Origin of the sequence: Bizionia sp. M204, from assembly GCF_023205095.1 — a bacterium.
Classification (GTDB): Bacteria; Bacteroidota; Bacteroidia; order Flavobacteriales; family Flavobacteriaceae; genus Algorimicrobium; species Algorimicrobium hallyeonense.
Map to the genome: position 1 here is coordinate 509,127 of NZ_CP046242.1, position 25,736 is coordinate 534,862.

At 33.4% G+C, this 25,736-nt stretch carries 27 protein-coding genes; 17 read left to right on the forward strand and 10 right to left on the reverse strand.

Features of this window, described 5'->3' with window-relative positions:
- The first annotated feature begins 3 nt into the window (after positions 1–3).
- Together GMA17_RS02330 and GMA17_RS02335 are read left to right on the forward strand one after the other, a co-directional pair.
- On the forward strand, positions 4–912 hold the full coding sequence (locus tag GMA17_RS02330) for a DUF2279 domain-containing protein (protein ID WP_371922408.1): 909 nt from the start codon (positions 4–6) through the stop codon (positions 910–912).
- A 109-nt stretch (positions 913–1,021) separates the two neighbouring features.
- Positions 1,022–1,687, forward strand: coding sequence for a peptidoglycan-binding protein LysM (locus GMA17_RS02335; RefSeq protein ID WP_248398706.1), 666 nt, complete (start codon positions 1,022–1,024; stop codon positions 1,685–1,687).
- 6 nt (positions 1,688–1,693) lie between these two features.
- Here the strand turns inward: GMA17_RS02335 and GMA17_RS02340 are convergent, their stop codons facing one another.
- The 4 genes from GMA17_RS02340 to dnaA form a co-directional block, all read right to left on the reverse strand.
- Complete coding sequence (locus GMA17_RS02340; protein ID WP_248398708.1) at positions 1,694–2,410, reverse strand: SAM-dependent methyltransferase; 717 nt, start codon at positions 2,408–2,410, stop codon at positions 1,694–1,696.
- On the reverse strand, positions 2,410–3,816 hold the full coding sequence (locus tag GMA17_RS02345; RefSeq protein WP_248398710.1) for a PQQ-dependent sugar dehydrogenase: 1,407 nt from the start codon (positions 3,814–3,816) through the stop codon (positions 2,410–2,412). The genes GMA17_RS02340 and GMA17_RS02345 overlap by 1 nt, the downstream gene beginning before the upstream one ends.
- 84 nt (positions 3,817–3,900) lie before the next feature.
- Positions 3,901–4,341, reverse strand: coding sequence for a low molecular weight protein-tyrosine-phosphatase (locus tag GMA17_RS02350; protein WP_248400604.1), 441 nt, complete (start codon positions 4,339–4,341; stop codon positions 3,901–3,903).
- 53 nt (positions 4,342–4,394) lie between these two features.
- Complete coding sequence (gene dnaA, locus GMA17_RS02355) at positions 4,395–5,822, reverse strand: chromosomal replication initiator protein DnaA (protein WP_248398712.1); 1,428 nt, start codon at positions 5,820–5,822, stop codon at positions 4,395–4,397.
- A 181-nt stretch (positions 5,823–6,003) separates the two neighbouring features.
- Between dnaA and GMA17_RS02360 the strand changes: the two genes are divergently transcribed.
- Positions 6,004–6,408: a thioesterase family protein gene (locus GMA17_RS02360; RefSeq protein ID WP_248398714.1), complete on the forward strand. Its 405-nt coding sequence runs from the start codon at positions 6,004–6,006 to the stop codon at positions 6,406–6,408.
- Here the strand turns inward: GMA17_RS02360 and GMA17_RS02365 are convergent.
- The 4 genes from GMA17_RS02365 to ribD are packed head-to-tail and all read right to left on the reverse strand — an operon-like array spanning position 6,405 to position 9,498.
- The gene (locus GMA17_RS02365) at positions 6,405–7,022 is read right to left on the reverse strand and encodes a YigZ family protein (protein ID WP_248398716.1); all 618 of its coding nucleotides are present in this window, start codon (positions 7,020–7,022) and stop codon (positions 6,405–6,407) included. The two genes, GMA17_RS02360 and GMA17_RS02365, sit on opposite strands and share 4 nt — an antisense overlap.
- Positions 7,023–7,886, reverse strand: a complete 864-nt coding sequence (locus GMA17_RS02370) for an EamA family transporter (RefSeq protein ID WP_248398719.1) — start codon at positions 7,884–7,886, stop codon at positions 7,023–7,025. It abuts the gene before it with no gap.
- On the reverse strand, positions 7,883–8,494 hold the full coding sequence (locus tag GMA17_RS02375) for an HAD family phosphatase (protein WP_248398722.1): 612 nt from the start codon (positions 8,492–8,494) through the stop codon (positions 7,883–7,885). The genes GMA17_RS02370 and GMA17_RS02375 overlap by 4 nt, the downstream gene beginning before the upstream one ends.
- Positions 8,491–9,498 (reverse strand): bifunctional diaminohydroxyphosphoribosylaminopyrimidine deaminase/5-amino-6-(5-phosphoribosylamino)uracil reductase RibD, encoded by a 1,008-nt coding sequence (gene ribD, locus GMA17_RS02380; RefSeq protein WP_248398725.1) that lies wholly within the window; start codon positions 9,496–9,498, stop codon positions 8,491–8,493. The genes GMA17_RS02375 and ribD overlap by 4 nt, the downstream gene beginning before the upstream one ends.
- Positions 9,499–9,533: 35 nt before the next feature.
- On the opposite strand from ribD, the gene GMA17_RS02385 reads away from it, so the two are divergent.
- The 5 genes from GMA17_RS02385 (at position 9,534) to GMA17_RS02405 (ending at position 14,662) form a co-directional block, all read left to right on the forward strand.
- A complete protein-coding gene (locus GMA17_RS02385; RefSeq protein WP_248398728.1) occupies positions 9,534–10,025 on the forward strand; it encodes a GNAT family N-acetyltransferase in 492 nt (163 codons plus the stop codon).
- 28 nt (positions 10,026–10,053) lie between these two features.
- Entirely contained in the window at positions 10,054–10,920 is an 867-nt protein-coding gene (prmC, locus tag GMA17_RS02390) for a peptide chain release factor N(5)-glutamine methyltransferase (RefSeq protein WP_248398731.1), read from the forward strand.
- A gap of 4 nt (positions 10,921–10,924) precedes the next feature.
- Complete coding sequence (gene ligA, locus GMA17_RS02395; RefSeq protein ID WP_248398733.1) at positions 10,925–12,919, forward strand: NAD-dependent DNA ligase LigA; 1,995 nt, start codon at positions 10,925–10,927, stop codon at positions 12,917–12,919.
- 90 nt (positions 12,920–13,009) lie between these two features.
- Positions 13,010–13,738, forward strand: a complete 729-nt coding sequence (locus tag GMA17_RS02400; RefSeq protein ID WP_248398736.1) for a hypothetical protein — start codon at positions 13,010–13,012, stop codon at positions 13,736–13,738.
- Between the two features lie 354 nt (positions 13,739–14,092).
- A complete protein-coding gene (locus GMA17_RS02405; RefSeq protein WP_248398740.1) occupies positions 14,093–14,662 on the forward strand; it encodes a hypothetical protein in 570 nt (189 codons plus the stop codon).
- On the opposite strand, the gene GMA17_RS02410 is transcribed toward GMA17_RS02405, so the two are convergent.
- Positions 14,659–15,576: a bifunctional UDP-sugar hydrolase/5'-nucleotidase gene (locus GMA17_RS02410; protein ID WP_248398743.1), complete on the reverse strand. Its 918-nt coding sequence runs from the start codon at positions 15,574–15,576 to the stop codon at positions 14,659–14,661. The two genes, GMA17_RS02405 and GMA17_RS02410, sit on opposite strands and share 4 nt — an antisense overlap.
- A 4-nt stretch (positions 15,577–15,580) precedes the next feature.
- Entirely contained in the window at positions 15,581–16,342 is a 762-nt protein-coding gene (locus GMA17_RS02415) for a 5'-nucleotidase C-terminal domain-containing protein (protein ID WP_248398746.1), read from the reverse strand.
- 71 nt (positions 16,343–16,413) lie between these two features.
- Here GMA17_RS02415 and GMA17_RS02420 point away from each other — a divergent pair, with 71 nt between their 5' ends.
- The 9 genes from GMA17_RS02420 (at position 16,414) to GMA17_RS02460 (ending at position 25,618) form a co-directional block, all read left to right on the forward strand.
- Complete coding sequence (locus GMA17_RS02420; protein WP_248398751.1) at positions 16,414–16,944, forward strand: hypothetical protein; 531 nt, start codon at positions 16,414–16,416, stop codon at positions 16,942–16,944.
- Positions 16,934–17,815 carry a 4-hydroxy-tetrahydrodipicolinate synthase gene (dapA, locus tag GMA17_RS02425; RefSeq protein ID WP_248398754.1) on the forward strand — a complete coding sequence of 294 codons (882 nt, stop codon included), beginning with the start codon at positions 16,934–16,936 and terminating at the stop codon, positions 17,813–17,815. Before GMA17_RS02420 ends, dapA begins: the two co-directional genes overlap by 11 nt.
- A gap of 113 nt (positions 17,816–17,928) precedes the next feature.
- Positions 17,929–18,741 carry an outer membrane protein assembly factor BamD gene (locus GMA17_RS02430; RefSeq protein WP_248398756.1) on the forward strand — a complete coding sequence of 271 codons (813 nt, stop codon included), beginning with the start codon at positions 17,929–17,931 and terminating at the stop codon, positions 18,739–18,741.
- Between the two features lie 11 nt (positions 18,742–18,752).
- Positions 18,753–19,082 (forward strand): DNA-directed RNA polymerase subunit omega, encoded by a 330-nt coding sequence (locus GMA17_RS02435; protein ID WP_248398759.1) that lies wholly within the window; start codon positions 18,753–18,755, stop codon positions 19,080–19,082.
- A gap of 7 nt (positions 19,083–19,089) precedes the next feature.
- Positions 19,090–20,301 (forward strand): bifunctional phosphopantothenoylcysteine decarboxylase/phosphopantothenate--cysteine ligase CoaBC, encoded by a 1,212-nt coding sequence (gene coaBC, locus GMA17_RS02440; RefSeq protein WP_248398761.1) that lies wholly within the window; start codon positions 19,090–19,092, stop codon positions 20,299–20,301.
- Positions 20,294–21,181, forward strand: a complete 888-nt coding sequence (locus GMA17_RS02445) for a DUF4835 family protein (RefSeq protein ID WP_248398764.1) — start codon at positions 20,294–20,296, stop codon at positions 21,179–21,181. Before coaBC ends, GMA17_RS02445 begins: the two co-directional genes overlap by 8 nt.
- A 71-nt stretch (positions 21,182–21,252) precedes the next feature.
- On the forward strand, positions 21,253–22,905 hold the full coding sequence (recN, locus tag GMA17_RS02450) for a DNA repair protein RecN (RefSeq protein ID WP_248398767.1): 1,653 nt from the start codon (positions 21,253–21,255) through the stop codon (positions 22,903–22,905).
- A gap of 44 nt (positions 22,906–22,949) precedes the next feature.
- Positions 22,950–23,765, forward strand: coding sequence for an enoyl-ACP reductase (locus GMA17_RS02455; RefSeq protein WP_248398769.1), 816 nt, complete (start codon positions 22,950–22,952; stop codon positions 23,763–23,765).
- A gap of 131 nt (positions 23,766–23,896) precedes the next feature.
- Positions 23,897–25,618, forward strand: a complete 1,722-nt coding sequence (locus GMA17_RS02460) for an FG-GAP-like repeat-containing protein (RefSeq protein ID WP_248398772.1) — start codon at positions 23,897–23,899, stop codon at positions 25,616–25,618.
- Positions 25,619–25,736: the final 118 nt, after the last annotated feature.

The following is a 25,736-nucleotide window of genomic DNA, read 5'->3' on the forward strand; positions in this document are numbered from 1 at the left end:
AGCTTGAAACACATAGTTTTACATATCGCTTTTGGACTTATGTCTTTGACATGTGTTTCCCAATCAGCTCTCAATTCTTTTTTAAAACCAAGCGATACTTTAAATAAACCAAGACGAAATGCGGTTATTATATCAGAAGCTGCGCTTGGAACTGTTTCTCTGTTAGCTTTAAATCAGTTATGGTATGCGGACTATCCGCGTTCTAATTTTCATACGCTAGATGATAATAGCGAATGGTTACAAATGGATAAATTGGGACATGTGTATTCGGCTTATCAATTAGGTAGAGTAGGAGCTCATATTTTAAATTGGAGTGGTGTTAGTAAAAAAGATCAACTTGTTTATGGTGGTACTTTAGGTTTTACATTTCTAACAGCGGTTGAAGTTTTAGATGGTTTTTCAGACGAATGGGGATTTTCTTGGGGCGATATGGCAGCTAATGCAGCAGGAACCGGATTGTTTATAGGTCAAGAATTATTGTGGGATGAACAACGCATAACCATGAAATATTCCTTCCATAGAACGCAATACGCATCTCAACGACCGGACAAACTAGGTAATGGTTTGGCTGAAGAGTTTTTAAAAGATTATAATGGTCAGACCTATTGGTTAAGTTTCAATATTCATTCCTTCTTCAAGCATAGTAAAATTCCAACTTGGATAAATGTAGCATTTGGTTATGGTGCAGAAGGCATGTTAACCGGAAGTAATGAAACTGTAAATGACATGTTCCAAAACCAAAATAGGGTTCGACAATTTTATGTAAGTTTGGATGTTGACTTGACTAGAATTAAAACAAATTCTCACATATTAAAGACCGTTTTTGATGTTTTCAACACAATAAAAATACCATTTCCAGCTATGGAGTTCAACGAAGAAAATGGTATTCGCTTTCACGGAATCTACTTTTAGAAACACTTAATCGATTAATTGTCAGATATTAAAAAAAAGTTGTATATTTGCACGCTGAAATTTTACAACCCATTCCCTCAAGGAAATGAGTTAAAAAAATTCAAAAATTATGAGAAAAAGTATCTTAAATTATCTAGTACTAGTACTTATAATATGTGTCTTAATTGTAGGTTCGTTTACATCGAACAAGACCATAACAGAAAATGATTATTCAGTTAATGATTTAGCATTTAATACTGTTGAAACTTCTGAAATGTCATTTGACCACATCTTACCGTTAGAAAAAACGTACAAACCGTTTTCACCAACTTTAGGAAAATCATTCGTTGGGTTTAAAGAAGCTTTAGGCTTTAAAGAATCCAGAGGTGATTATTTTATAGTAAATACCTTTGGTTATTTAGGTAAGTACCAATTTGGCAAGGAAACATTAAAAATGATTGGAATCCATAATCCAGTTCACTTCTTGAAAAACCCGGAAATGCAAGAAAAGGCATTTGTGGCCAATGCAGAACGTAACAAGTGGATTTTAAGAAAGGATATTAAACGTTTTAATGGGCAAACTATTAATGGTGTTCTAATTACTGAATCAGGAATTTTAGCGGCTGCGCATTTAGCTGGTCCCGGAAATGTGAAAAAGTACTTAAGAAGCTATGGTGAACAAGGTTTTACCGATGCATACGGAACGTCTATCCAATATTATATTAAAAAGTTTTCTGGATATGATACTTCTAAAGTAAAACCAAATAGAAAAGCAAAAGTAAAGTTGACAGCTTAAAAAATGTCAACTTTTATGAATTATAAATAGTGCAGGTCTTTTATGTAGGTCTGCACTATTTTTTTTCCATGCTTGAACAGACTGTGTTTTCATGAACTCAGTTGGTAAGGTAATATCACAGGCAATGCAAACATCGGTATCGGGATGGAGCACCTTGCAAATATCTTCTAACATGGCATTATTTCGGTAAGGTGTTTCAATAAACAACTGCGATTGATTTTGTTGAAATGACACACGTTCCAATCGTTGTAATTCAGCTTTGCGCTCTTGCTTGTCAATAGGTAAATAGCCATTAAAAGCAAAACTCTGGCCATTCATTCCAGAACCCATAACTGCCATAATTATAGAGGAAGGGCCAACTAAAGGAACAACTTGAATGTTTTTTTGATGCGCAATTTTAACCACATCTGCACCAGGATCTGCAACAGCAGGACAACCTGCTTCGGATAGTAATCCTACGTTTTTACCTTTCAAACACGGATTTAAAAACTCTGGAAGCTCTGTGAATTCGGTAAACTTATTAAGTAAAAACAATTGTAAAGACGGCTGACTTTTTTCTGGAGCTATACTTTTTATAAAGCGTCTGGCTGTTTTTTCATTTTCAACAATAAAAATATCAAGGGCTTCTATGGTGTTTTTAACAGTAATTGGTAACACATCTAATGGGTTGGTATCGCCAAGGGTTGTAGGTATTAGAAATAATTTTCCGAGTTTGGTGGTCATTAGTCTATAATCAGTTTTTTTGTGGATATGTTTTGATTGGAGTCGCTTATTTCAATAAAATATAAACCACTGCTAATAGATGAAACAGAAATATTAACGTGTTGTTTATTAATATTTGAAATGGTTTTTATGCGCTTGCCATGAACATCATAAATTACAACTTCTGAAAGCGTATTAGAAGCTGAAAAGGCCTCAATAGATACAGTGTCTGTTGCTGGATTGGGATAAACTTTAATGGTTTTTAAATTGTTTTCGGCAACACTTAAATTAGTATCTATTATTTTAAAAATTTCACCAGTACTGGCAGCTGCAATGTATAATTCCCCAGCCATATCTTCGCCAAACGTGGTCCAACCTTTGTTGTTAAAAGGTGTTGTAAATGCCATGTTCCAGGTGTTGTTTTCAAAAATGAGTGTGCCAATTTCGTCACTACAATAATCAGCAAAGAAGTAGGTGTCAACAAACGCTGGAAATTGGCTGCCTTGATAGCTATAGCCACCTGTAATGGAGCATTTAAATTCGCCACTACTTGAATGGGTGTATTGTGAAACTGGAAAAACCATGGTGGAGGCATCGGCACAACCACTTGTATTATAGGGGGCATTTCCTTCATAACAACGCCATCCGTAATTAATTCCGCTCTCTGTGGTGCTTACTTTGTTAATTTCTTCAATTTCACTTTGGCCAACATCGGCAATCCACAACTCGTTATTGGTTCTATCAAACGAAAAACGCCAAGGGTTACGTAGTCCGTAAGCCCAAATTTCGTCTAAAGCGTTGGAATCAGAAATAAAAGGATTGTCTGCGGGAATAGCATAGTTTAACCCATTGCTTGCATTGTTAACATCAATGCGTAAAAGTTTTCCTAACAGCGTTGTTAAATCTTGCGAGCGATTGCCAGGGTCGCCACCAGAACCACCATCACCCGAAGCAATGTATAAAAAACCGTCTTCACCGAATGCTAAATCGCCACCATTGTGGTTGCCAAAAGGTTGGCTAATGGTCATGAATATAACTTCAGAATTAATATTGGCCATGTCGCTATTTGCTGGGTTAGTAGTAAATCGGGAAATAACGGTATCGCCAGCGTTATTTATATAATTAACGTAAAAATAGCCGTTGGTTGCATAATCGGGGTGAAAAGCTAATCCTAATAATCCACGTTCACCACCGCTATTACTCACTAAACTGTTTATATCCAAAAACGGTGTGGAGTTAACGGTTTGTTGTGCATTGATAATTTTAATAACACCTGCTTTTTCAACAATGAATAAGCGATTATCATTGGCGTGCTTTATGCCAACAGGATTGTTAAATCCAGCTGCATATAAATCGATTCCTACTTGTTGTGCGTAGGTTGTAATCGTAATTAATAAAAATACAACAAGGGTTAGGCTCTTTTTCATTTGTTTTAGGTTTCTGTGTTAGCACAAATTACAAAAAATAACCAACCGACTCATTATTTTAAAATATTAAATAGTGATATACAATTATTTAAGAAGTTTTTGAGAGAGTATTAAACACGCTTCATCCAGCATTTTGAAGGTGTTATCAAAACCTTGGATACCGCCAGTGTACGGATCTGGGACACTATGATTTTGATTGGGATATATTTCGTTTAATATGTAGTGTACTTTGGCAATGTCATTGGCATTTCTGGCTAGTTTAACAACATTTTCAAAATTGGAATTGTCCATTACATAAATATAATCGAAGTTGTCAAAATCGGCAACACTAAACTGTCTTCCGCGTTGTGTTGTAATATCTAATCCGTATTTTTCAGCAATTTTAATGGAGCGCGGATCTGGTGTATCACCAACATGGTAATTTCCTGTTCCGGCCGAATCTACTAAAAAACCAGTATCTGGTAGTTTCGATTTTAAAATGCCTTCAGCTAGAGGTGAGCGGCAAATATTGCCTAAACAAACCATGAGTATTTTAGTAATATTTGGATCCCGAGACATCGGAAATATAATTTAGAGGATTAAACAGACAATTTTTTAGTTAAATCGTCTACATATTTTTTAAATTGCTTATCGGTAGATGATAAATTATCAACCGTTTTACATGCATGTAATACCGTTGCATGATCACGTTTTCCAATTTGTGAACCAATACTTGCCAATGAAGCTTTCGTGTATTTTTTAGCAAAAAACATGGCTAACTGACGTGCTTGAACAATATGGCGCTTTCTAGTTTTAGATTGTAATGTATCCACATCCATTTGGAAGTAATCAGATACAATTTTTTGGATATAATCTATAGAAACTTCACGTTTAGTATTTTTTACAAACTTTTCAACCACTTGTTTGGCTAAATCTGCAGTAATTTCTTTTTTATTGAAAGAAGACTGTGCAATTAATGAAATAATAGCACCTTCTAATTCACGAATATTAGTTTTGATATGTTTGGCAACATACTCAATAATTTCTTCTGGCATTTCCACACCATCTCTATAAAGTTTGTTTTTCAATATAGACACACGGGTTTCAAAGTCTGGGCTTTGCAATTCGGCAGAAAGTCCCCATTTAAAACGTGATAATAAGCGTTGTTCAATATCTTGCATATCAACAGGTGCTTTATCACTCGTTAAAATAACTTGTTTTCCGTTTTGATGTAAGTGATTAAATATGTGGAAAAATACATCTTGCGTTCCTGATTTGCCTGATAAAAACTGAACATCATCAATAATTAAAATATCAATTATTTGATAAAAGTGAATAAAATCAATTCGGTTATTTTTCTTAACCGCATCTATATATTGTTGCGTAAATTTTTCTGCTGAAATATATAAAACCGTTTTTTCAGGATATTTGTCTTTAATATCCACACCAATAGCATGGGCTAAATGCGTTTTTCCTAAACCAACACCTCCAAAAATTAATAATGGGTTAAAGGATGTTCCACCTGGTTTTGCCGCTACAGCTAAACCTGCACTTCGTGCTAATCGGTTAGAGTCACCTTCTAAAAAGTTTTCAAAACTATAGTTAGGGTTTAATTGCGATTCAATTTTTACATTCCTAATGCCAGGAATTATAAAAGGGTTTCGCAATTCTGGATTTTTATTGTTTAAAGGGATGTCTACGTCTTGCGCTTTAACCGATGAACGATTTGCACTAGGAATTCGCTCTGTAAAAGGTTGCTTGTTGCCATAGGTGTTTTCCATTTTTATAATGTAAACTAATTTGGCATTTTCCCCAAGCTGCTTGGTTAAAGCAACTTTTAAAATTTTAACGTAATGTTCTTCCAGCCATTCGTAAAAGAATTTACTTGGGACTTGAATACTAAGTGCGTTATCAGTGAATTTTACTGCGACTATAGGCTCAAACCATGTTTTATATGCTTGCGGTTGAATATTATCCTTAATAAATTCCAGACAATTTCCCCATACCGATTGCGCAGTTACACTCATTATAAAATTACAAATTTATTCGTTAGTAGTTTATCGGGAAAATGAAATTCCCTTATTGATCTTTAGCTTGGCAAATATGTGAACAAAAATCTTAAAAAAAAAATGAAACTCTATTGAATATTAAGATATTTTTTCGCATACTTATTGCATTGCCTAAACTACAAAAAAATATTCAAATAAGATGTTCTTTTTCGATGAAATACCTATAAGAGTGAGATATGGTGAAACCGACCAAATGGGAGTGGTTCATCATGGGAATTATGCGTTATATCTGGAAATGGGTCGAACGGAATGGCTCCGAAAAATGGGTCTCTCTTATAATGAAATGGAAAAAAGTGGTGTGATGCTCCCTGTAATTTCTATGAGCTTAAATTATAAGAAGTCAGCCCTTTATGATGAGGTTATTAAAGTAAAAACACAGCTTAAAAAAACCCCTTCAGTGAAGATAGAATTTGACTATGAAATTACAAATGCGGCAGGTGATGTTTTGGTAACTGCAAATACCGTTTTAGCGTTTATTGATATGAATAGTAAACGCCCCATGAAGTGTCCAGATTATATTTTGAAGAGGTTAGAATTGTTTTAATCACGTTCCGTAATAGATACTTCGTAAATAGCTTCAAATTTTTCTGATATTTTTTTGCTCTCCTTAAGGCGAACGGAAATAATAATTTGACAATCGAGTTCTAATGTTTGGTCAACAATTTTTAAATTGTTCTCTTTTATAACACGCATTACTTTGTTCATATTCTTATAGTCAAATCGGATAAGAAATTGCTTATTTATAGTGCGCTTAACAATTTTTGATGCTTCCAAAGCCATTTGAGCTGTTGTTTTGTAAGCATGTATTAAACCTCCAACGCCTAGTTTTACACCTCCAAAATAACGAACAACCACAATGAGCACATTTGTAACAATATAGGATTGGATTTGTCCATAAATAGGCATGCCTGCGCTATTATTAGGTTCGCCATCATCGTTGGCTCTAAAATAAATTTGGGTCTCATCCATACCAGTTTGGTACGCATAACACCAATGTCCCGCTGTATGATGTTTTTTCTTTAAAGTATCTAGGTGTTCCTTAACATCATCTTCATGTTTTATAGGAAAAGCATAACCAAAAAACTTGCTGTTTTTGTCTTTAAATAAGACTTCTTCAGAAGGTTTTGAAATGGTTTTATACGTGTCTTTTAGTGTCATTTACAAGGCGGTTACTAACAAAATCGAAATTACGGCTAAACTAATACCTATCCAATTTTTTGTAGAAAGCTTTTCTTTAAATAAGAATAAACCTAAAAGCGAGGTTAGCAAAATAATAGCCACATTGTTAACGGTAAAAATGGTGGAGCTTTCTAAAGTTTCGTGATCTAAAGCTTTCAGAATGTAATAAATAGATGCGTAGTTAACGATTCCTAAAGCCAAGCCGCCAATTAAACTTTTAGGGTTAAATTTAAACTTACCTTGAAGTTTTTTAATGAGTATCGTGCCTAAACCAATTAGAGCAGCAAAACCAAAAATGGTTGCCGAAAAGATAGGAATACCATTATCGGGTAAATAGGTTGTTTCAATATATTTAATGGAGGTATCTATAATTCCAGAGCCAAAAAATATAATAATAGGATAGATGTAATAGGCTTTATTTTTAATACGCGTTCCCGATTTCATGGATGATAAATATACAGCCAATAAGGCGGCAACAATACCAATAATTTTAAATAAACCTGCGCTTTCTTTATATACATAAATGCCAAAAACTACGGGAATAATCACGCTCATTTTTGTGGCAACACTGGCAACCGATAAACCGACACGTTGGGATGTAATAGCCATAACATTAAAAATGGCAATGAATAAAAAGCCTAAAAATATGGCGCCATAAAACCATTCGGTAGAAATAATGGCGTGGACATTTATAGGATCTTCATAGGCAATTACTCCAATAGAAAACGCTGTAATATAATTGAAAACAATAGCTTGTAACGTGTTTACTTGGTGCTTATCAAACAACTTAAATAGCACAAAAATAATAGTGGACGCTAATATGCTTAAAAGTAAGTAAATCAAAAGAGGTCTTTTTTAACGTTGAATAAATTAACAATATCATCTGTTTCGGGGTTAATGTGCCAAGTATGAATACCTAATTGCGAAGCAGCATGTATGTTTTCTTCCGTGTCATCAATAAACAAACACGTTTTAGGATTTAAATTATTCTGATCTAAAACAAATTGATAAATAGAATGATTGGGTTTTCGTAATTGGATTTCATGCGATAAATAAAATTGGTCAAATTGCGATTTAAAGTCGTCATAAAAAGCAACGCGCTCTTGAATCCATTTAATATGAAGCGCATTGGTATTGCTTAATAATATGAGTTGGTATTTTTTATCGGATGCCAATTGTTTTAAAAACGCTAATCTATGTGTTGGGAAATCTTTTAAAATATAATTCCAAGCATCTAAAATCTCCGGTTCACTTAAATTAGGAAATTCATTTTTGTAAAAAGTAATAAATGCTTCGGAAGATATTTGGCCTTGCTCATAAGCTTGGTTGCAAGCAATCATTTCAGGCGAAAATTCTTTTAATTGAAATAGATTTAGAGCGTTTTGCATAGCGCCAACTTTATCTAAGTTGATGAATACATCACCAAAGTCGAAAATAAGTGTTTTAATCATATCATATTTTTGTAAATCCGTAACGTATCATCTTGGATAAACGTTTCTTCTAGTAAATCACCAGAAAAACTAGGCGCTTTTGTGCCTTCTGTAAATGTCGTTTTCCCTGTAAATATACGGGCTTCATCCCATAAGTTTTCATCAATAAAGGTTTGAAGTGTTCGTGCACCACCTTCAATAATTACGGATTGAATGTTCTTTTTATGTAAAAACTCACCAATTTGTAAGGCAAGTGGTTTGTTAAAATCGACATCGCTTTCCGTAATCCGAATGGTTTCAGCTTCGTTATTAAAAACGGTTAAATTATTGGAAAGTTTCTGCTGTTTATCCATTACAAACCGAATGGGATTTTTACCTGTCCAATCTCTAACGGTTAAGCTTGGGTTATCTGCCAAAGCTGTGTTGGTTCCTATTAAAATGGCTTGTTCTTCAGTGCGCCATTTATGAACTAATTGACGTGAAAATTCATTGGTAATCCAAACGGGTTTTTGTTCGTTACGAGTTTTTGGTGCTATAAAACCATCAGCAGTTTCAGCCCATTTTAATATAATATAAGGCCGTTTCTTATTGTGAAACGTAAAAAAACGTTTGTGATGTTCTTTACAGGAATCTTCCAAAATGCCTACGGTAACATGACATCCAGCTTCTATTAACTTTTTAATGCCATTTCCAGCAACTTTACTATGGGTGTCTGTTGTTCCAATAACAACATTTGGAATCTGATTTTTTATAATTAAATCGCTACAAGGCGGTGTCTTCCCGAAATGGCTACAAGGTTCTAAAGTTACATATAGCGTGGCCTCTTTTAAAAGTGTTTTGTCTGTAACCGATTGAATGGCATTTACTTCGGCATGTGGACCGCCAAAAGGACTTGTATAACCTTCGCCAATTATTTGATTTTTATATACAATTACCGAGCCTACCATAGGGTTTGGAGCCGTAGTTCCCAATCCATTTTTGGCAATTTCAATGCAACGATTTATGTATTTTTCATGTATCTTCATCCCAGAATTTCAAGATGTAAAAATAAGACATTAAAGTGAGTCAAAATAATATTGTTATTAGAGAAATTACGCAAGTAGATAATGCGCAAATTGCAGCTGTTATTCGCTCTGTTTTTGAGGAGTTAGATGCACCTAAAGTAGGAACAGCTTATGAAGATGCGGCATTAGATGTGATGACGGAAACCTATAACAAACCTAAGATGGCTTATTTTGTTGTTGTTAATAACCAAAAAATTATTGGAGGTTGTGGCATTGCGCCTTTAGAAGGAGCAGCTGAAACTGTTTGCGAATTACAAAAAATGTATTTCTTACCCGAAGCCCGCGGTTTGGGTTTGGGCTCTAAAATGATTGCTGTTTGTCTGAAAAAAGCACAAGAATTTGGTTTTGAATCCTGTTATTTAGAAACCTTACCATTTATGGTTGGCGCCCAAAAACTCTATAAAAAGGTTGGTTTTCAGCCTTTGTCTGCTTCCATGGGAAGTACAGGTCATTATTCTTGTAATGTTTGGATGCTGAAACAATTATGAACCAAGGAAATATAGAAACAATTATATTTTGATTTTAAAAGAGATCCAAAACATATTTCATCAAGAACTCGATTCCATATATGGAACCGATGAAGTGGGCAGTTTTTTTAATATTCTCATCGATTTTTATTTAGGATTAAATAGAATAACTTTAGTTCTAGAGCCAAATTATACCATAACGAAAGAAGAGGAACAACCTCTATTTGAGGCTTTAAGTCGATTAAAATTAGAGGAACCCATTCAGCATATTGTCGGTGAAACCGAATTTTATGGATTGCCTTTTAAGGTGGATAAACATACTTTAATTCCCCGACCAGAAACCGAGGAATTGGTAGATTGGATTTTAAAATCGCTTACCGGAAAAAAGGATCAACCATTAAAATTATTAGATATTGGCACAGGAACGGGTTGTATTGCTGTTAGTTTGGCAAAGCATTTACCAAATGCACATGTTTATGCTGTAGATGTGAGTCCAGAAGCGTTACAAGTGACTCGAGAAAATGCGAAATTGAACAACGTTTCTATTACATGTATTGAAGATAGTATTTTAGATATTCAAAATGACATCTTGAAATCGGCAACAGGTTTTTTTGATGTGATAGTGTCTAATCCACCTTATGTTCGTGATCTTGAAAAAGTAGAAATAAAAAATAATGTCCTACAGCACGAGCCTCATTTGGCTTTGTTTGTAAAAGATGATAATCCGTTGCAATTTTATAACGCAATTTCCGACTATGCTATGAGAGCTTTGAAGGAGAATGGTTTGCTGTTTTTTGAAATTAATCAATATCTTGGCGCCGAAATGAAAACCTTACTGAAAACGACACTATATAAAGACATTGAATTAAAAAACGATATGTTCGGAAATCAGCGCATGCTAAAAGGAATGAAATAAGTTTATGAGTATACAAGAACAAATAGAAGCATTACGAGACGAATTGCGTCAGCATAATTACAATTATTATGTACAAGACAATCCCACTATTTCTGATTTTGAATTTGATGTAAAACTCAAGCAACTTCAAGAACTTGAAGCAAAACATCCAGAATTTTATGATGCTAGTTCACCTACCTTACGAGTTGGTGGTGAAATAACCAAGAATTTTGAAACGGTTGCTCATGAGCATCGTATGTATTCCCTAGAGAATTCGTACTCTAAAGAGGATTTGCTAGATTGGGAAACGCGAATTAAAAAAATGGTAGATGGCGCTATTAGTTATACGTGCGAGTTAAAATATGATGGAGCATCTATCAGTCTCACTTATGAAAATGGAAAATTACGGAAAGCAGTTACTAGAGGTGACGGTTTTCAAGGTGATAATGTAACGGCTAATATTAAAACCATTAAGTCTGTTCCTTTGCAGTTGAAGGGTGATTATCCGGAGAAATTTGATATTCGTGGCGAAATAGTTTTACCTTTTGAAGGCTTTATTAAAATGAATGAAGAGCGGATAGAAATAGGAGAGGAACCTTACAGAAATCCGCGGAATACAGCCTCTGGTAGTTTAAAGTTACAAGATAGTAGTGAAGTTGCTAAACGACCGTTAGACTGTTTGTTGTATAATATTACAGGAAATAATCTCAATATAAAAACCCAATTTGAAAGCTTGGAAAAAGCACGCTCTTGGGGATTTAAAGTTCCTGAAATAGCAAAAGAAGTAAATTCCATGGATGCGGTTTTAGAATTTATTGCGCATTGGGATATTCATCGACACAATTTGCCTTATGAAACCGATGGTGTTGTTATTAAGGTGAATGATTTGCAACAACAAGAAGAATTAGGCTATACGGCTAAAGCACCACGATGGGCTATGGCTTATAAATTTAAAGCCGAACAAGTTTCTACCCGACTCAATGAAATTACATATCAAGTTGGTAGAACGGGAGCTATTACACCGGTTGCTAATTTAGAACCTGTAGAATTGGCTGGAACTACCGTAAAACGAGCATCACTGCATAACGCAGATCAAATTGAAAAATTAGATATTCGTGAAGGTGATATGGTTTTTGTTGAAAAAGGCGGCGAAATTATTCCTAAAATAATTGCTGTCGATTTAAGTCAGCGTCCAGCAGATTCACAACCCACTCAGTATATTACGCATTGTCCAGAATGTAACACCGCTTTAGTTAGGCAAGAGGGGGAAGCACAACATTATTGTCCAAATTACAATGGTTGTAAACCACAAATTATTGGTAGAATCCAACATTTTATTAGTAGGAAAGCAATGGATATTGATGGGTTGGGAGGAGAAACTGTTGCCTTATTAGTTAATGCTGGATTGATTTTAAATTATTCGGATTTATATGAATTAACCATAGAAGATGTTTTGCCATTAGAACGGATGGCACAAAAAAGTGCCGAAAATTTATTAAATGGTATTCAAGCCAGTAAAGACGTTCCGTTTGAACGTGTTTTATTTGCTCTAGGCATTAGATATGTAGGTGAAACTGTAGCTAAAAAATTAGTAAAGCATTATAAAACAATTGGCGCTATAGCGAATGCAACAGCTATTGATTTGGTAACTGTTGATGAAATTGGTGTACGAATAGCAGAAAGTGTAACCGATTTTTTCCAAATACAAACAAATATTGAAATTGTTGAACGGTTAATACGATTTGGTGTGCAAATGGAAATTTCAGCCGAAAAATTAGCCAATCAAACGAATAAATTAGAAGGTCAAGCGTTCGTAGTATCAGGTGTTTTTCATGTCGTTTCTAGAAACGAATTAAAGAAACTGATTGAGGATAATGGAGGTAAAGTATCATCATCAATCTCATCTAAAACAAATTTTGTGGTTGCTGGTGATAATATGGGGCCCAGCAAAAAAGAAAAAGCAGATTCTTTAGGTATTTCCATTATATCGGAACAAGATTTTTTAAGTATGATTTCATGATGAATATGTGATTTCATCGATAAAATGCCAAAATTTACGATTAATCGCAAATTTTATATTTATATTTGCCATTTAATACAATAGTTATTAATGAAAATTACCAATATTATAATATTTTTTATAATTGCTTTGTGCGTGTTGTTTGCCGTTTTTCAATTTAGTGGTCAAGAATATCTTTCAAGCGGAAGCAAGTCTTTAATTGTACCATTATTCACGGTGTTATACTTTATTAACGTATCTGAAAGGTCTAAATACTTTTCATTATTCCTTGTTTTATTCTCTATTGCCGAACTTTCGACTATTCTAGATTATTTCAGTTTTGATTGGAGTCAACATAGATTAGACATGTATTACTTGCTAGGAAACGCTACATATATCTTGGCTTATGTCTTTTTAATTCTAGAGGTTTTCAAAACTATAAATTTGAGGAAAGTTTTGAAAAGCTATTTGATACATGTCGTTGTTTTGCTGGTGCTGAATATTTATATAATTTATGTTTTAATAACGATTGTTAATCCAGAATTTCAAATTGATTCCTCGGGTTATTTAATAGGTGTTGAGTTTGTTTATAATATTGTTATGCTCCTGTTATTGACTATTTCTTTAATTAGTTATTTTTATAACGACAATAAAAAAACCTTGCTCTTATTTTTTGGTTCTGTTTGTATTGTTTTTTCAGAAGTGATCCAAATTGCTTATTTCTACATAGCAGATCAGGATGTGCTCAATATTGCCCAAACCATATTATTTGTTTTAGCCTTTTGCTTCTTTTACTTTCAATCTAAAGTGAAAAACAAGAAAGTGCATTTCTTTGCATAGTTTACAAAATTCCTTTTTTCAATAAAAAATTCCTTTTACATGTGTTAATATCGTGTCTAAAATTGATGGATATGCCAAATTTTAACATATTATTCGATGAAATGCACGTTTGAAACGATAAACTAACTTTTTTTTGCTATATTTGTTTCAACCTACTTATGAATATCTACTGTGAAAAATTGGCTACAAATTAGTTACAATAGGAATCTTGTATTCGTTCTGTTTTTTCTTGTATTTATAAATGTCTTCGCAATTTTGAGCGAAAATGATTTACTGATTCAAGTAACGAAACCAATGTTTATTCCTTTTTTGTTTATGTATTATTTAATTAAAAATAAATACATAAATGCGGTTATGATTACTTTTCTCGTGTTTTCCTTTTTGGGAGATTTTTCGTCTGTATTCTTTTCAGACCCTTTTATGGTAAGTCTTTCAAGCTTATTTTATTGTATTAGTTACTTTACTTTAGGCTATGCAGCGGTTTCAAGAATTCGAATTTTTAATATAGATAAGGTTGTCGGTATTTGCTTACTGCTCGTGTTTTCTATTAACGCGTATTTAATGTATCAACTATTTACGGTTTTACAAATACAAATTTCGGATACGACAGAAGTTGCATTATTTGCTGTAAAAAGCATTGCACTCATGGCTTTAGTTTTTATGGCGTTTGCTACGTATTTAAATAAAGATACGAAAGCATCTATTCTATTTTTGACTACAGCGCTTTGCTTTGTTTTTTCGGATGTACTTTATTATATCAGTAATTACTATGTGTATCACGATATGTTTGTCGTTTTAGATAGACTTTTACATGTACTGGGGCTGTTCTTTTTATTCGGTTATATTATTGAATATAATAGAAAACGAAAAAAACGCTTAGTACTAAGCAAGGTTTCAACTACGGCAGAAACGATTGGCGTTTAAACAATGATGGAAGTTCCAGTACTGGTCATATTTTTATCTTTATCAAAATAAAACTCTATTTTCCCGAGGTTAATCCCGAAGCAACCAACTTGGTTAACAAGCATATTTTTGCCTAAACTGTTTTTAACAACCGTTGGTTTTGATAAAAATGTATGTGTATGACCACCAATTATTAAATCTATATCTTTTGTTTTTGCTGCTAAACTTAAATCGCTAATTTTATCAGAATTGTTTTTGTAGTAATAGCCCATATGAGATAAACAGATTACTAAATCACATTTTTCATTTTCTTTTAAAATACGCGTCATATCTTGACTTATTTCAACAGGATCCAAATATTTAGTTTCCTTATACATACTTTTGTCTACCAAGCCAGCAAGTTCAATTCCTAAACCAAATACACCTATTTTAATACCATTTTTGGTAAACGTTTTATAGGGTTTTACAAACCCATCCATTATGGTGTTTGAAAAATCGTAATTGGCAGATAGAAAATCGAACTCCGCGTGCGGTAATTGTGCATGTAAGCCGTTTAATCCATTATCAAAATCATGGTTTCCAATAGTAGCTGCATCATATTTTAACTTACTCATGAGTTTAAACTCCAACTCACCACCATAATAATTAAAATAGGGTGTCCCTTGAAAAATATCGCCTGCATCCAATAATAATGTATTTGGATTTTCGGTTCGGATGGCATCAATTAATGTGGCACGTCTAGCAACTCCACCTTTATTAGGGTTTCGGCCATCTTCAGGGCCAAACGGATCAATATGACTGTGTACATCGTTGGTATGAAGTATCGTGATTTTAGTTGTTTTTTCAGGTGAAGAAAAGGACGATAACCCCAAACCGCCTACAGTTACAAAAGCGGCAGAAGCGGATGTTTGTTGAATAAATTCGCGACGTTTCATAGGATTAATTTTTTAATTTAATAAAGCGGTTGTCAATAACAGGGCTAATTGTATCTGTCTTTTTAAAGTAATCTATAAACGCATTTCTAATTTTATAATCTAAAATTTCTATAGATTCTTCAGGTTTAAAAAAGGTCATATGATCACCACCATTATATAGGTAATCGTTGGTTGCCACGTAATATGTTTTGTTAACATCAATAGGGTTTCCGGAAATAGTTGCCTCTTTTACACTATAATCTGCATGTAACACTAAATTTAGTTTTGCAATGGGGTGCGCGCGTTTAGCTTTTGATAAGTATTCTGTCATTAAGTTAATTTGACTACCTTTTATACCTACCACAACAATACTATTTTCAAACGGCATAATTTCAAAAGCTGTTCTTGCCGAAACTGGGCCTTTGGAAATTATAGCACGAATACCACCATGATTTAGTAGAACCATATCAATGTTTTTGCCCGTTCTTTGGAAGAAAACAGGATTGGATTGCTCATAGATAACATCAGCAAACAAATTTCCAATAGCCGTATTGAATTCACCATCGCTCTTAGAATATGTATCAACGGCATAGCTTAACACACTATCTAAATCATTATTTACATGTTCGCGATAGGGTTTAATAAAGGCCTCAATGTCAGGGTCAGATTTTAGGGAGTCGGTAATGATAATTTGTTCCCCTTTAATCTGTTTTAATTGCCAAGTATCATGCTTACAATTAAATAATGTAAGCCCTATAATTGTTAGGAGTAAATGCTGTAATTTCATATGTATAAACAAAAAAATTAATACGCTTATGTACGTACTTTTAGTATCTTTGCGTAAAGCATAAAGATATAATGATTTTAAAGGGTTTTAAAGAAAATTCTATTAAAAAACACTTACAGTCTATTCTGAACAATTCAGAAGGCACTTCAAAAGCACAAGTAATTGAAAGTGTTGGTATTATTGTTAATGCCGATGAGGTGACAAATTTAGCAATGTTTGATACTTTAACTTCAAGTTTGCATATTTTACCAAACAAATTAAAAGTTATTGCCTATACGGAAGCTAAAAACACAGAGTTACTTTCTTGGGAATCCTGTTATAGCCCTAAAGATATAGGATGGAAAGGAACTATACTAAATACGGAGTTGGATACGTTTTTAAATACTAAATATGATTTACTCATTAGTTTTTATACAACGGACATATTGCATTTAAAATTGCTTACAGCCAAATCTGAAGCCTATTTTAAAGCGAGCATTTTTCAGGAAGATGAACGATTAAATGATTTAATTATTCAAACTCCTCTAAACGATTTTGATGCTTTTAAAATCGAATTACTAAAATATTTACAAGTTTTTAAGACACTTAAACATGAAGCATAAATTAACTGGAGCAGGAATAGCTATTGTTACACCTTTTAAAACCGATTTATCTGTAGATCACGGAGCCTTAACGCGTATTGTTAATTTCAATATTGAAAACGGCATGGATTATATTGTTATTGCTGGTACAACCGGAGAGAGTGTCACCATTACTTCGGCAGAAAAACAAGCAATTATTAATACAATAGTAACAGCTAATAACAAGCGGGTGCCATTGGTTCTTGGAATTGGAGGCAATAACACCGCTGCGGTAATTGCAGAAATCCAAGAGACTGATTTTTCTGATATAGACGCTATTTTATCAGTATCACCTTACTATAGTAAACCAACGCAAGCAGGAATTAGTGCGCATTTTGAAGCCATTTCAAAAGTCAGCCCAAAACCAATAATATTATATAACGTGCCAGGAAGAACCGGATCTAATATGCTTCCGCAAACTATTATTGCGTTAGCAAACTCCTGCACGAATATTGTGGCAGTAAAAGAAGCTGCTGGAAATATGGGGCAATACCTACGTTTATTAAATGATAAACCAACCGAATTTATGGTTATTTCTGGAGATGATGATTTAGCTTTGCCTGTAACCCTTGCTGGTGGTTCTGGTGTTATTTCTGTTATCGGCCAGGCATTCCCTAAAGATTTTGCACAAATGATTCATTTAGGATTAGAAGGTAAAAATAAGGAGGCATTCAAGTTGCACAATAAGTTAATGGATATTACGAATTTCATTTTTTCGGAGAACAATCCTTCAGGGATAAAAGCCGTTTTAAACGCCATGAAATTATGTCAATCAACGGTTAGACTACCATTGGTTGAAGCAACTGATGAACTAAAGAAAACTATAACAGGTTTCGTTAATACCTATGCATAAGCGTTAAATAATACTTAATCCTAATGATTACCTTATTTTAGCTTGTATTTTAGCAAAATAAATATTTTTAAAATCCATTTTATTACCTTAATTTTGCCAACTGTTTTAAAACTATGAAGAAATTTCTTTACATAATTCTAACTTGCACACTTTTAAGTTCTTGTAGCGAATATCAAAAGGCCTTAAAGTCAGTTGATTCGGGAACCAAATATACGGTAGGTGAAAAACTATATAATGCTGGAAAGTATGCCAAAGCAAATAAATTGTTTGAACAAATACTACCCGTTTATAGAGGGAAACCCCAAGCTGAAAAATTATCATACCTGAATTCTAAATGTTATTATGAGGAAGAAGATTGGTATTTAGCAAGCTATCATTTTGAGCGTTTTGTGGATGCCTATCCAAACAGTGAAAAAGTGGAAGAAGCTGCATTTTTAAGTGCTAAAAGTGCTTATATGTTATCGCCGGTTTTTTCTAAAGAACAGCACGAAACCAAAGAAGCTATTGATAAATTTCAAAGCTTTATTAACCTGTATCCAGAGTCGGAATTCATACCTGAAGCTAACAAGTTAGTTAGAGAATTGGATTTTAAATTAGAGAAAAAAGCGTTTGGTATAGCCAAACAATTCAATACTATTGCGGGTTATACACGAGATTTTAATGCCCCAATAAAAGCGATTGATAATTTTATTTTTGATTTTCCTGGAACTATTTATCGTGAGGAAGCATACTTTATAAAATTTGATTCCGCTTATCAACTAGCTATTAACAGTGTATATAGTAAAAAAGAGCAGCGTTTAGAAGATGCAAAATCATATTACTACACCTTGAAAAGATCATATGCTAATTCAGAATATTTAGAAAAAGCAGATAAAATGATTGAAGAAATTGAAAAAGAATTAGAAAATTACAGTACGAAAAGTTAATAAACTTACATATGGATTTAAAGAAGATTAATGCGCCAGTAAACACAACAACTTACGATAGAAACAAAGTTGATGCACCTACGGAAAATATTTATGAAGCAATTTCAATAATATCAAGACGCGCAGAACAAATAAATTCTGAAATTAAGAAAGAGCTAATTGAAAAATTAGAAGAGTTTGCTACTTACAACGATAGTCTAGAAGAGATTTTTGAAAATAAAGAGCAAATTGAAGTTTCTAAATTTTATGAAAAATTACCAAAACCACATGCATTAGCAGTTCAAGAATGGTTAGATGGTAAAATTTATTACAGAAACACAGAGGACGATTCTAAGGAATAATAACTATATGTCACTATTAAGCGGTAAGAAAATATTACTAGGCATTAGTGCTGGTATAGCCGCTTATAAAACAGCGACATTGGTTAGAGCTTTTATAAAAGCAGGTGCAGACGTAAAAGTCGTTATGACACCTGCTTCTAAAGACTTTGTTACACCTTTAACATTGTCCACACTCTCCAAAAATCCGGTACATTCATCATTTACAAATCCAGATGATGATAATGAAATTTGGAACAATCACGTAGAATTAGGTCTTTGGGCCGATTTACTTATTATTGCACCAGCCACAGCCAATACCTTGTCTAAAATGGCTCATGGTGTTTGCGATAACCTATTATTAGCAACGTACCTTTCAGCTAAATGTCCCGTTTATTTTGCGCCTGCAATGGATTTGGATATGTATAAACATCCTTCTACTTTAGAATCATTTAAAGCCTTACAAAACTTTGGAAACATAATGATTCCTGCTACCAGTGGCGAATTAGCTAGTGGTTTAGTAGGCGAAGGGCGTATGGCAGAACCTGATGATATTGTTGCATTTTTAGAAAATGATATTTTAAGTAAATCGCCACTTCGCGGTAAAAAAGTATTAATTACGGCTGGCCCTACCTATGAAGCAATAGACCCTGTTCGCTTTATAGGGAACCATTCCAGTGGAAAAATGGGCTTCGAAATAGCAAAAGCTGCTGCTAATTTAGGAGCTGAAGTTATTTTAATTTCTGGTCCAACACATCAAAAATTATCACATAGTTTTGTAACCATTATTCCCGTTACATCTGCGGAAGAAATGTATAACGCAGCACATAGCTTTTTTAAAACTGTTGATATTGCCATTTTAGCCGCAGCTGTTGCCGATTATAAACCAAAAATTGCTGCGACTGAAAAAATAAAAAAGAAAGAAAAAACGTTATCTTTAGAGTTAGAAAAAACCAAAGATATTTTAGCGTCTTTGGGACACATAAAGGAAAAACAATTTTTAGTCGGGTTTGCTTTAGAAACAAATAATGAAATTGAAAACGCGAAAGGTAAACTAAAGGCCAAGAATTTAAATTTAATTGTGTTAAATTCGCTTAAGGACAAAGGTGCTGGTTTTAAATCTGACACAAACAAGGTAACACTTATTAATCGTAATGAAACCATTACAACGTTTGATTTAAAGTCTAAAGAAGCCGTAGCCGTAGATATTTTAAATGCTATAATAAACCAATTGCATGCATAGATTTTTTGTATTTTTTTTAGTCATTTTATCCTTTTCAACCTATAGCCAGGAGTTAAATTGTAATATTGTGGTAAATGCCCAGTTTACAGGTAATGAAAACTTGCAGGTCTTTAAAACGCTTGAAAAACAACTAAAAGAGTTTGTAAATAATACAAAATGGACTAATAAGGAATATGCTTTTCAAGAACGCGTAGAGTGCGGTATGTTTATTAATATTACCGAATACTCCGGCGATGTTTTTAAGGCTACCATTCAAGTGCAATCATCTCGTCCGGTTTACGGGTCTACTTACGGAACACCCATTTACAATATTAATGATAAAGATTTTACATTTCAGTATGTAGAGTTTGAAAACTTACTTTATAACGAAAATCAGTTTGAATCCAATTTAGTTTCTGTCATTGCCTTTCACGTTTACATGATTTTAGGATTAGATGCCGACTCGTTTCAATTTGAAGGAGGAGATCCGTATCTTAAACAAGCACAAACTATTGTAAATTATTCGCAACAAGAAAATGCAAAAGGCTGGAAACTTGAAGATGGTTTACAAACACGTTTTGCTTTAATTGATAATTTATTATCGCCTACATTCAAGGAATATAGAAAGGTTATGTACGACTATCATCGCTTGGGCTTAGACACCATGAGTGAAGACCAGAAAAAGGCTAAAACTATTATAGCAAGTGCTATTGAGGAGTTTGAAGCCATGAACAGACGTCGCCCTAATTCCTTTTTATTACGAACATTTTTTGATGCCAAAGGCGATGAAATTGAACAGATATTCTCAAGTGGTCCTAATGTTGAAATAACCAAGTTACTTTCAACATTAAACCGTGTAGCGCCTATGTACTCAAGCAAATGGCGAAATATTAAATTTTAAGAAATTCTCTTAATAAGAGTATTGTAAAAAGTAGTTGTTATTATTTTAGTAACCATTTAATCTAAAACACTTTGCTAACAGCTTTATCCATAAAAAATTACGCATTAATAGATAATCTTCAGGTAAATTTCAACCAAGGATTGACAATCATTACGGGTGAAACAGGTGCTGGAAAATCTATTTTATTAGGTGGATTATCTTTAATTTTAGGTAAACGAGCCGATTTAAGTGCATTAAAAGACAGCGAAAAAAAATGTGTTATTGAGGCTGTTTTTGATGTTTCCAATTATAAACTTCAAGCCTTATTTAAAAAATTAGATTTCGATTATGATGCACAAACCATCATTAGACGGGAGATTTTACCATCTGGTAAATCGCGCGCTTTTGTAAACGATTCTCCAGTAAACTTAAGCGGACTGCAAAGCTTGGGAGCGGAATTAATTGATATTCACTCGCAACATGAAACCATGCAATTAATGGATGATGCGTATCAGTTTCAAGTTATTGATGCGTTGGCTAAAAATAGTCAGGAATTACAGGATTATAAAATTGCTTTAAAAACGTTTAAAATACTTCAGAAAGAATATGATGAGCTTTTAAAGTTCCAGGCAGAAGCTATTAAAGAACACGATTATAATTCCTATTTGTTAAAAGAATTAGTAGAGGCTAATTTAATAGAAGGCGAACTTCAAGAGTTAGAAGAAACTTATGAAACACTGAACAATGTTGAGGATATAAAAGAGCAATTAGCACACGTTAATCAACTGCTAAGCGAAGAACAAATAGGCGTCATGTCAGCCTTACTTGCAGCAAAAAACAGTCTGCAAAGAGTTTCGAAATTTTCATCTAAATATGAAGATGTTTTTAATAGAATCAATAGTAGTTCCATTGAAATTAATGATATTTTCACGGAAATCGAAAGACTACAAGACAATCTAGATTTAGATCCAGAACAGTTGTTGTTGGTTAGCAATAAATTGGAATTACTAAACACACTTCTTAAAAAACATTTTGTAAGCAATGTTTCAGAACTTATTGTCATTAAAAATGATTTATCGGAAAAGGTAAGTGTTACCGAAAAACTGGATGATACTATTGCAGATAAACAAAATGATGTTGCAGTTGCTAAAAAAGCTATAGATGCCTTGGCAAATACCATTCATAAAAAACGCTTGGCTGCTATTCCAGGTTTAACTAAAGAATTAGAAGCTATTTTGCAGCAATTAGGAATGCCTAATGCCAAATTTAATATCACGTTGAACGCTACAGAAACCTATCAGTCAAATGGAAAAGATAATTTATCGTTTCTATTTTCAGCCAATAAAGGCGGTGCATTTAACGAACTTAAAAAAGCAGCGTCAGGAGGTGAGTTGTCACGAATTATGTTAGCTATTAAGTCTATATTGTCCAATTATGTGCAATTACCATCCATTATGTTCGATGAAATTGATTCTGGCGTTTCGGGAGAAATTTCTAATAAAATGGGTGAAATTATGCGAAACATGAGTCGCAGTATGCAAGTTTTTACCATAACACATATTCCACAAATTGCAGCTAAAGGTAATACGCACTTTAAAGTTTATAAGGAAGATGTTGGTGAGGTTACCCAAACTAATTTAAAGCTTCTAAACCATGATGAACGCATTGTAGAAATAGCACAAATGCTTGGAGGTATAGAAATTTCCACTTCGGCAATGGCACATGCTAAACAATTGTTGAATTAATACTATCTTTGAAAATCATTAAACACGAATCAACACGAGAAACTATGTCATATAATTTATTAAAAGGAAAAAAAGGAATCATATTTGGAGCTTTAGATGAAAATTCAATAGCTTGGAAAACAGCAGAACGCGTGCATGAAGAAGGTGGTACATTTGTATTAACCAACGCGCCAGTTGCTATGCGAATGGGACAAATAAACCAATTGGCTGAAAAAACAGGTTCTCAAATTATTCCTGCTGATGCTACATCTGTTGAAGATTTAGAAAACCTAGTTGAAAAATCTATGGAGATTTTAGGCGGTAAAATAGATTTTGTTTTACACTCTATTGGAATGTCTATCAACGTTAGAAAAGGAAACCATTACACGAATCAAAATTACGATTGGACACAAAAAGGAACGGATGTTTCGGCAAATTCTTTTCATAAAGTCATGCAAACACTGTATCAAAAAGATGCTATGAATGAATGGGGAAGTATTGTTGCATTGACATATATGGCAGCTCAACGCGTTTTTCCTGATTATAATGATATGGCAGATAATAAAGCCTTGTTAGAAAGTATTGCACGTAGCTTTGGTTATTTCTTTGGTCGTGATAAAAAAGTACGCGTTAATACCATTTCGCAATCTCCAACGCCAACAACAGCTGGAAGTGGTGTAAAAGGGTTTGATGGTTTTATTTCATATGCAGAAAAAATGTCACCACTAGGCAATGCAACCGCTATGGATTGTGCAAACTATACCATCACAATGTTTAGTGACTTAACACGTAAAGTAACCCTTCAAAATTTATTTCACGATGGTGGATTTAGTAATATGGGTGTTAGCGATGCTGTTATGGAAACCTTTACTAGAGAATAATATTTAAAGTAACATTATATAAAGCGCCATTCTTATAACAAAGAATGGCGCTTTTTTTTGTAAAAATTACGAGAATAGATTAGTGTGTTTTATTTGTTATATTAGTAAGTCATTATTTAACTTTAATTCTTATGAATAAAGGCTGCTTTTTAACTGCTTTTCTGCTTATTACTTGCTTTTTACAAGCACAAGTTAGTTTTGTAAATGAAGCCACCAATTTAGGATTGGTAGTCACAGCAGGTCAAACCTATTTGGGAAATGGTATTTCATTTTGTGATTATAATAATGATGGTTGGGATGATATTACAATGGCCACCCAAGAAGATTATAAAATCATTTTTTTTAAGAATGTAAATGGCATTTTTGAATCTGATAATTTAAATATTCCGCTGAATACAAGTCAACAAAAACAGGTTGTTTGGGTGGATATTGATAATGATGGTGATAAAGATTTATTTGTAACATCAAACACCGAAGGTAATAGGTTATACCTCAATAATGGTAATTCTAATTTCGTAGATATTACCATTACAGCAGGTTTGCCAACAGGAAATTTCGAATCTTATGGAGCTTCTTGGGGCGATTATAATAATGATGGCTTTTTAGATGTTTTTATTAGTAACCGAAGTGAAATGGATGCTCAACCCAATTATTTTTATGAAAATAATGGTGATAGTACATTCACAGATGTTACCGCGCAAGCCGGATTTGATAACGATAGCCACATGACCTTTTGTTCAGCATTTTTCGATTATAATAATGATGGTTGGCAAGATTTATACTTATCAAGTGATAAGTATTTTAATCAGAATTTTTTGTACCGTAATAATGGGGATGGCACCTTTACAGATGTCAGCACATCTTCTAACACCGGTATTTATATTGATGCTATGACTACAACTATTGGTGATTTTAATAATGATGGTTGGTTTGATATTTATATAACCAATACACCAACAGATGGGAATGTGTTATTTAGAAATAATGGTGATGGTACCTTTACCGACCTCGCTATATTTTCAGGAACGCGATTGCATAGCTACGCGTGGGGTGCTGTGTTTTTAGATGCAGATAATGATATGGATGAAGATATTTATGTAAGCTGCGAGTATGATGGCTCAAACCCACCATTTAGATCGTCTGCTTTTTATAAAAACCGAGGAAATAATACCTTCCAAAATTCTTTAGATTCTGGTTTTGTTGGAGATGCGGCCAAAAGTTATTCAAATGCTGTCGGCGATTTTAATAATGACGGGTTTCCAGATATAGCGGTTAGCAATATTAATTATCAAAACATGTATTTATGGGAAAATAAAACAATAAATGCTAATAAGTGGTTAAAAGTTAAGTTAACAGGTGTGTTAAGTAATAGGGATGGCATTGGTTCTCGTATTGAAATATCAATTAATGGAAACAAGCAATATCGTTACACACTTTGTGGGGAAGGGTATTTAGCTCAAAATTCAAACACTGAAATATTTGGTGTAGGCACGCATGACGTTATTGATTATGTGAAAGTTACGTGGTTAAGTGGTACTGTTGATTATTTAGAAAATGTAAATGCCAATCAGTTATTAGAAATTACGGAAGGAAGTTATAGCCTAGGTTTAAACAGTGAGTTTAAAAATGGGTTTTCATACTATCCTAATCCAGTTCAAAATACGATTACGCTAAAAGCTGAAAAGACTATTAAATCTATTTCATTATATACTGTTCTAGGGCAAGAGGTTTATAGAAGTTCTTTTAATAATCTATATGCGGAAATAAATATGTCCAATTTAGATACGGGAACTTATTTTGCCCAAATAGAATTTAATGATACAACAGAAACATTTCAAATACTAAAAGATTAATTTTTTTATAGGTAATCTCCATGAGTCTTTTTTTTTAGAAATAAAAAGGAACCTTGTTAACTATTTCTGATTTAATTGTTTGGATAAGAGGTAGTTCTTTACTACTTTAATAGCTAAT

Coding starts and splice junctions, on each gene's coding strand:
- ligA (WP_248398733.1), top strand. CDS start 10,925: ATGAGTATACAAGAACAAATAGAAGCATTACGAGACGAATTGCGTCAG.
- dnaA (WP_248398712.1), bottom strand. CDS start 5,822: ATGAGTGTAACTGCGCAATCGGTATGGGGAAATTGTCTGGAATTTATT.
- GMA17_RS02345 (WP_248398710.1), bottom strand. CDS start 3,816: ATGAAAAAGAGCCTAACCCTTGTTGTATTTTTATTAATTACGATTACA.
- coaBC (WP_248398761.1), top strand. CDS start 19,090: ATGTCACTATTAAGCGGTAAGAAAATATTACTAGGCATTAGTGCTGGT.
- GMA17_RS02350 (WP_248400604.1), bottom strand. CDS start 4,341: ATGGTTTGTTTAGGCAATATTTGCCGCTCACCTCTAGCTGAAGGCATT.
- GMA17_RS02460 (WP_248398772.1), top strand. CDS start 23,897: ATGAATAAAGGCTGCTTTTTAACTGCTTTTCTGCTTATTACTTGCTTT.
- GMA17_RS02365 (WP_248398716.1), bottom strand. CDS start 7,022: ATGACACTAAAAGACACGTATAAAACCATTTCAAAACCTTCTGAAGAA.
- dapA (WP_248398754.1), top strand. CDS start 16,934: ATGAAGCATAAATTAACTGGAGCAGGAATAGCTATTGTTACACCTTTT.
- GMA17_RS02420 (WP_248398751.1), top strand. CDS start 16,414: ATGATTTTAAAGGGTTTTAAAGAAAATTCTATTAAAAAACACTTACAG.
- GMA17_RS02400 (WP_248398736.1), top strand. CDS start 13,010: ATGAAAATTACCAATATTATAATATTTTTTATAATTGCTTTGTGCGTG.
- GMA17_RS02340 (WP_248398708.1), bottom strand. CDS start 2,410: ATGACCACCAAACTCGGAAAATTATTTCTAATACCTACAACCCTTGGC.
- GMA17_RS02455 (WP_248398769.1), top strand. CDS start 22,950: ATGTCATATAATTTATTAAAAGGAAAAAAAGGAATCATATTTGGAGCT.
- GMA17_RS02435 (WP_248398759.1), top strand. CDS start 18,753: ATGGATTTAAAGAAGATTAATGCGCCAGTAAACACAACAACTTACGAT.
- GMA17_RS02445 (WP_248398764.1), top strand. CDS start 20,294: ATGCATAGATTTTTTGTATTTTTTTTAGTCATTTTATCCTTTTCAACC.
- GMA17_RS02375 (WP_248398722.1), bottom strand. CDS start 8,494: ATGATTAAAACACTTATTTTCGACTTTGGTGATGTATTCATCAACTTA.
- GMA17_RS02430 (WP_248398756.1), top strand. CDS start 17,929: ATGAAGAAATTTCTTTACATAATTCTAACTTGCACACTTTTAAGTTCT.
- ribD (WP_248398725.1), bottom strand. CDS start 9,498: ATGAAGATACATGAAAAATACATAAATCGTTGCATTGAAATTGCCAAA.
- GMA17_RS02410 (WP_248398743.1), bottom strand. CDS start 15,576: ATGAAACGTCGCGAATTTATTCAACAAACATCCGCTTCTGCCGCTTTT.
- GMA17_RS02405 (WP_248398740.1), top strand. CDS start 14,093: ATGATTACTTTTCTCGTGTTTTCCTTTTTGGGAGATTTTTCGTCTGTA.
- GMA17_RS02360 (WP_248398714.1), top strand. CDS start 6,004: ATGTTCTTTTTCGATGAAATACCTATAAGAGTGAGATATGGTGAAACC.
- GMA17_RS02415 (WP_248398746.1), bottom strand. CDS start 16,342: ATGAAATTACAGCATTTACTCCTAACAATTATAGGGCTTACATTATTT.
- GMA17_RS02335 (WP_248398706.1), top strand. CDS start 1,022: ATGAGAAAAAGTATCTTAAATTATCTAGTACTAGTACTTATAATATGT.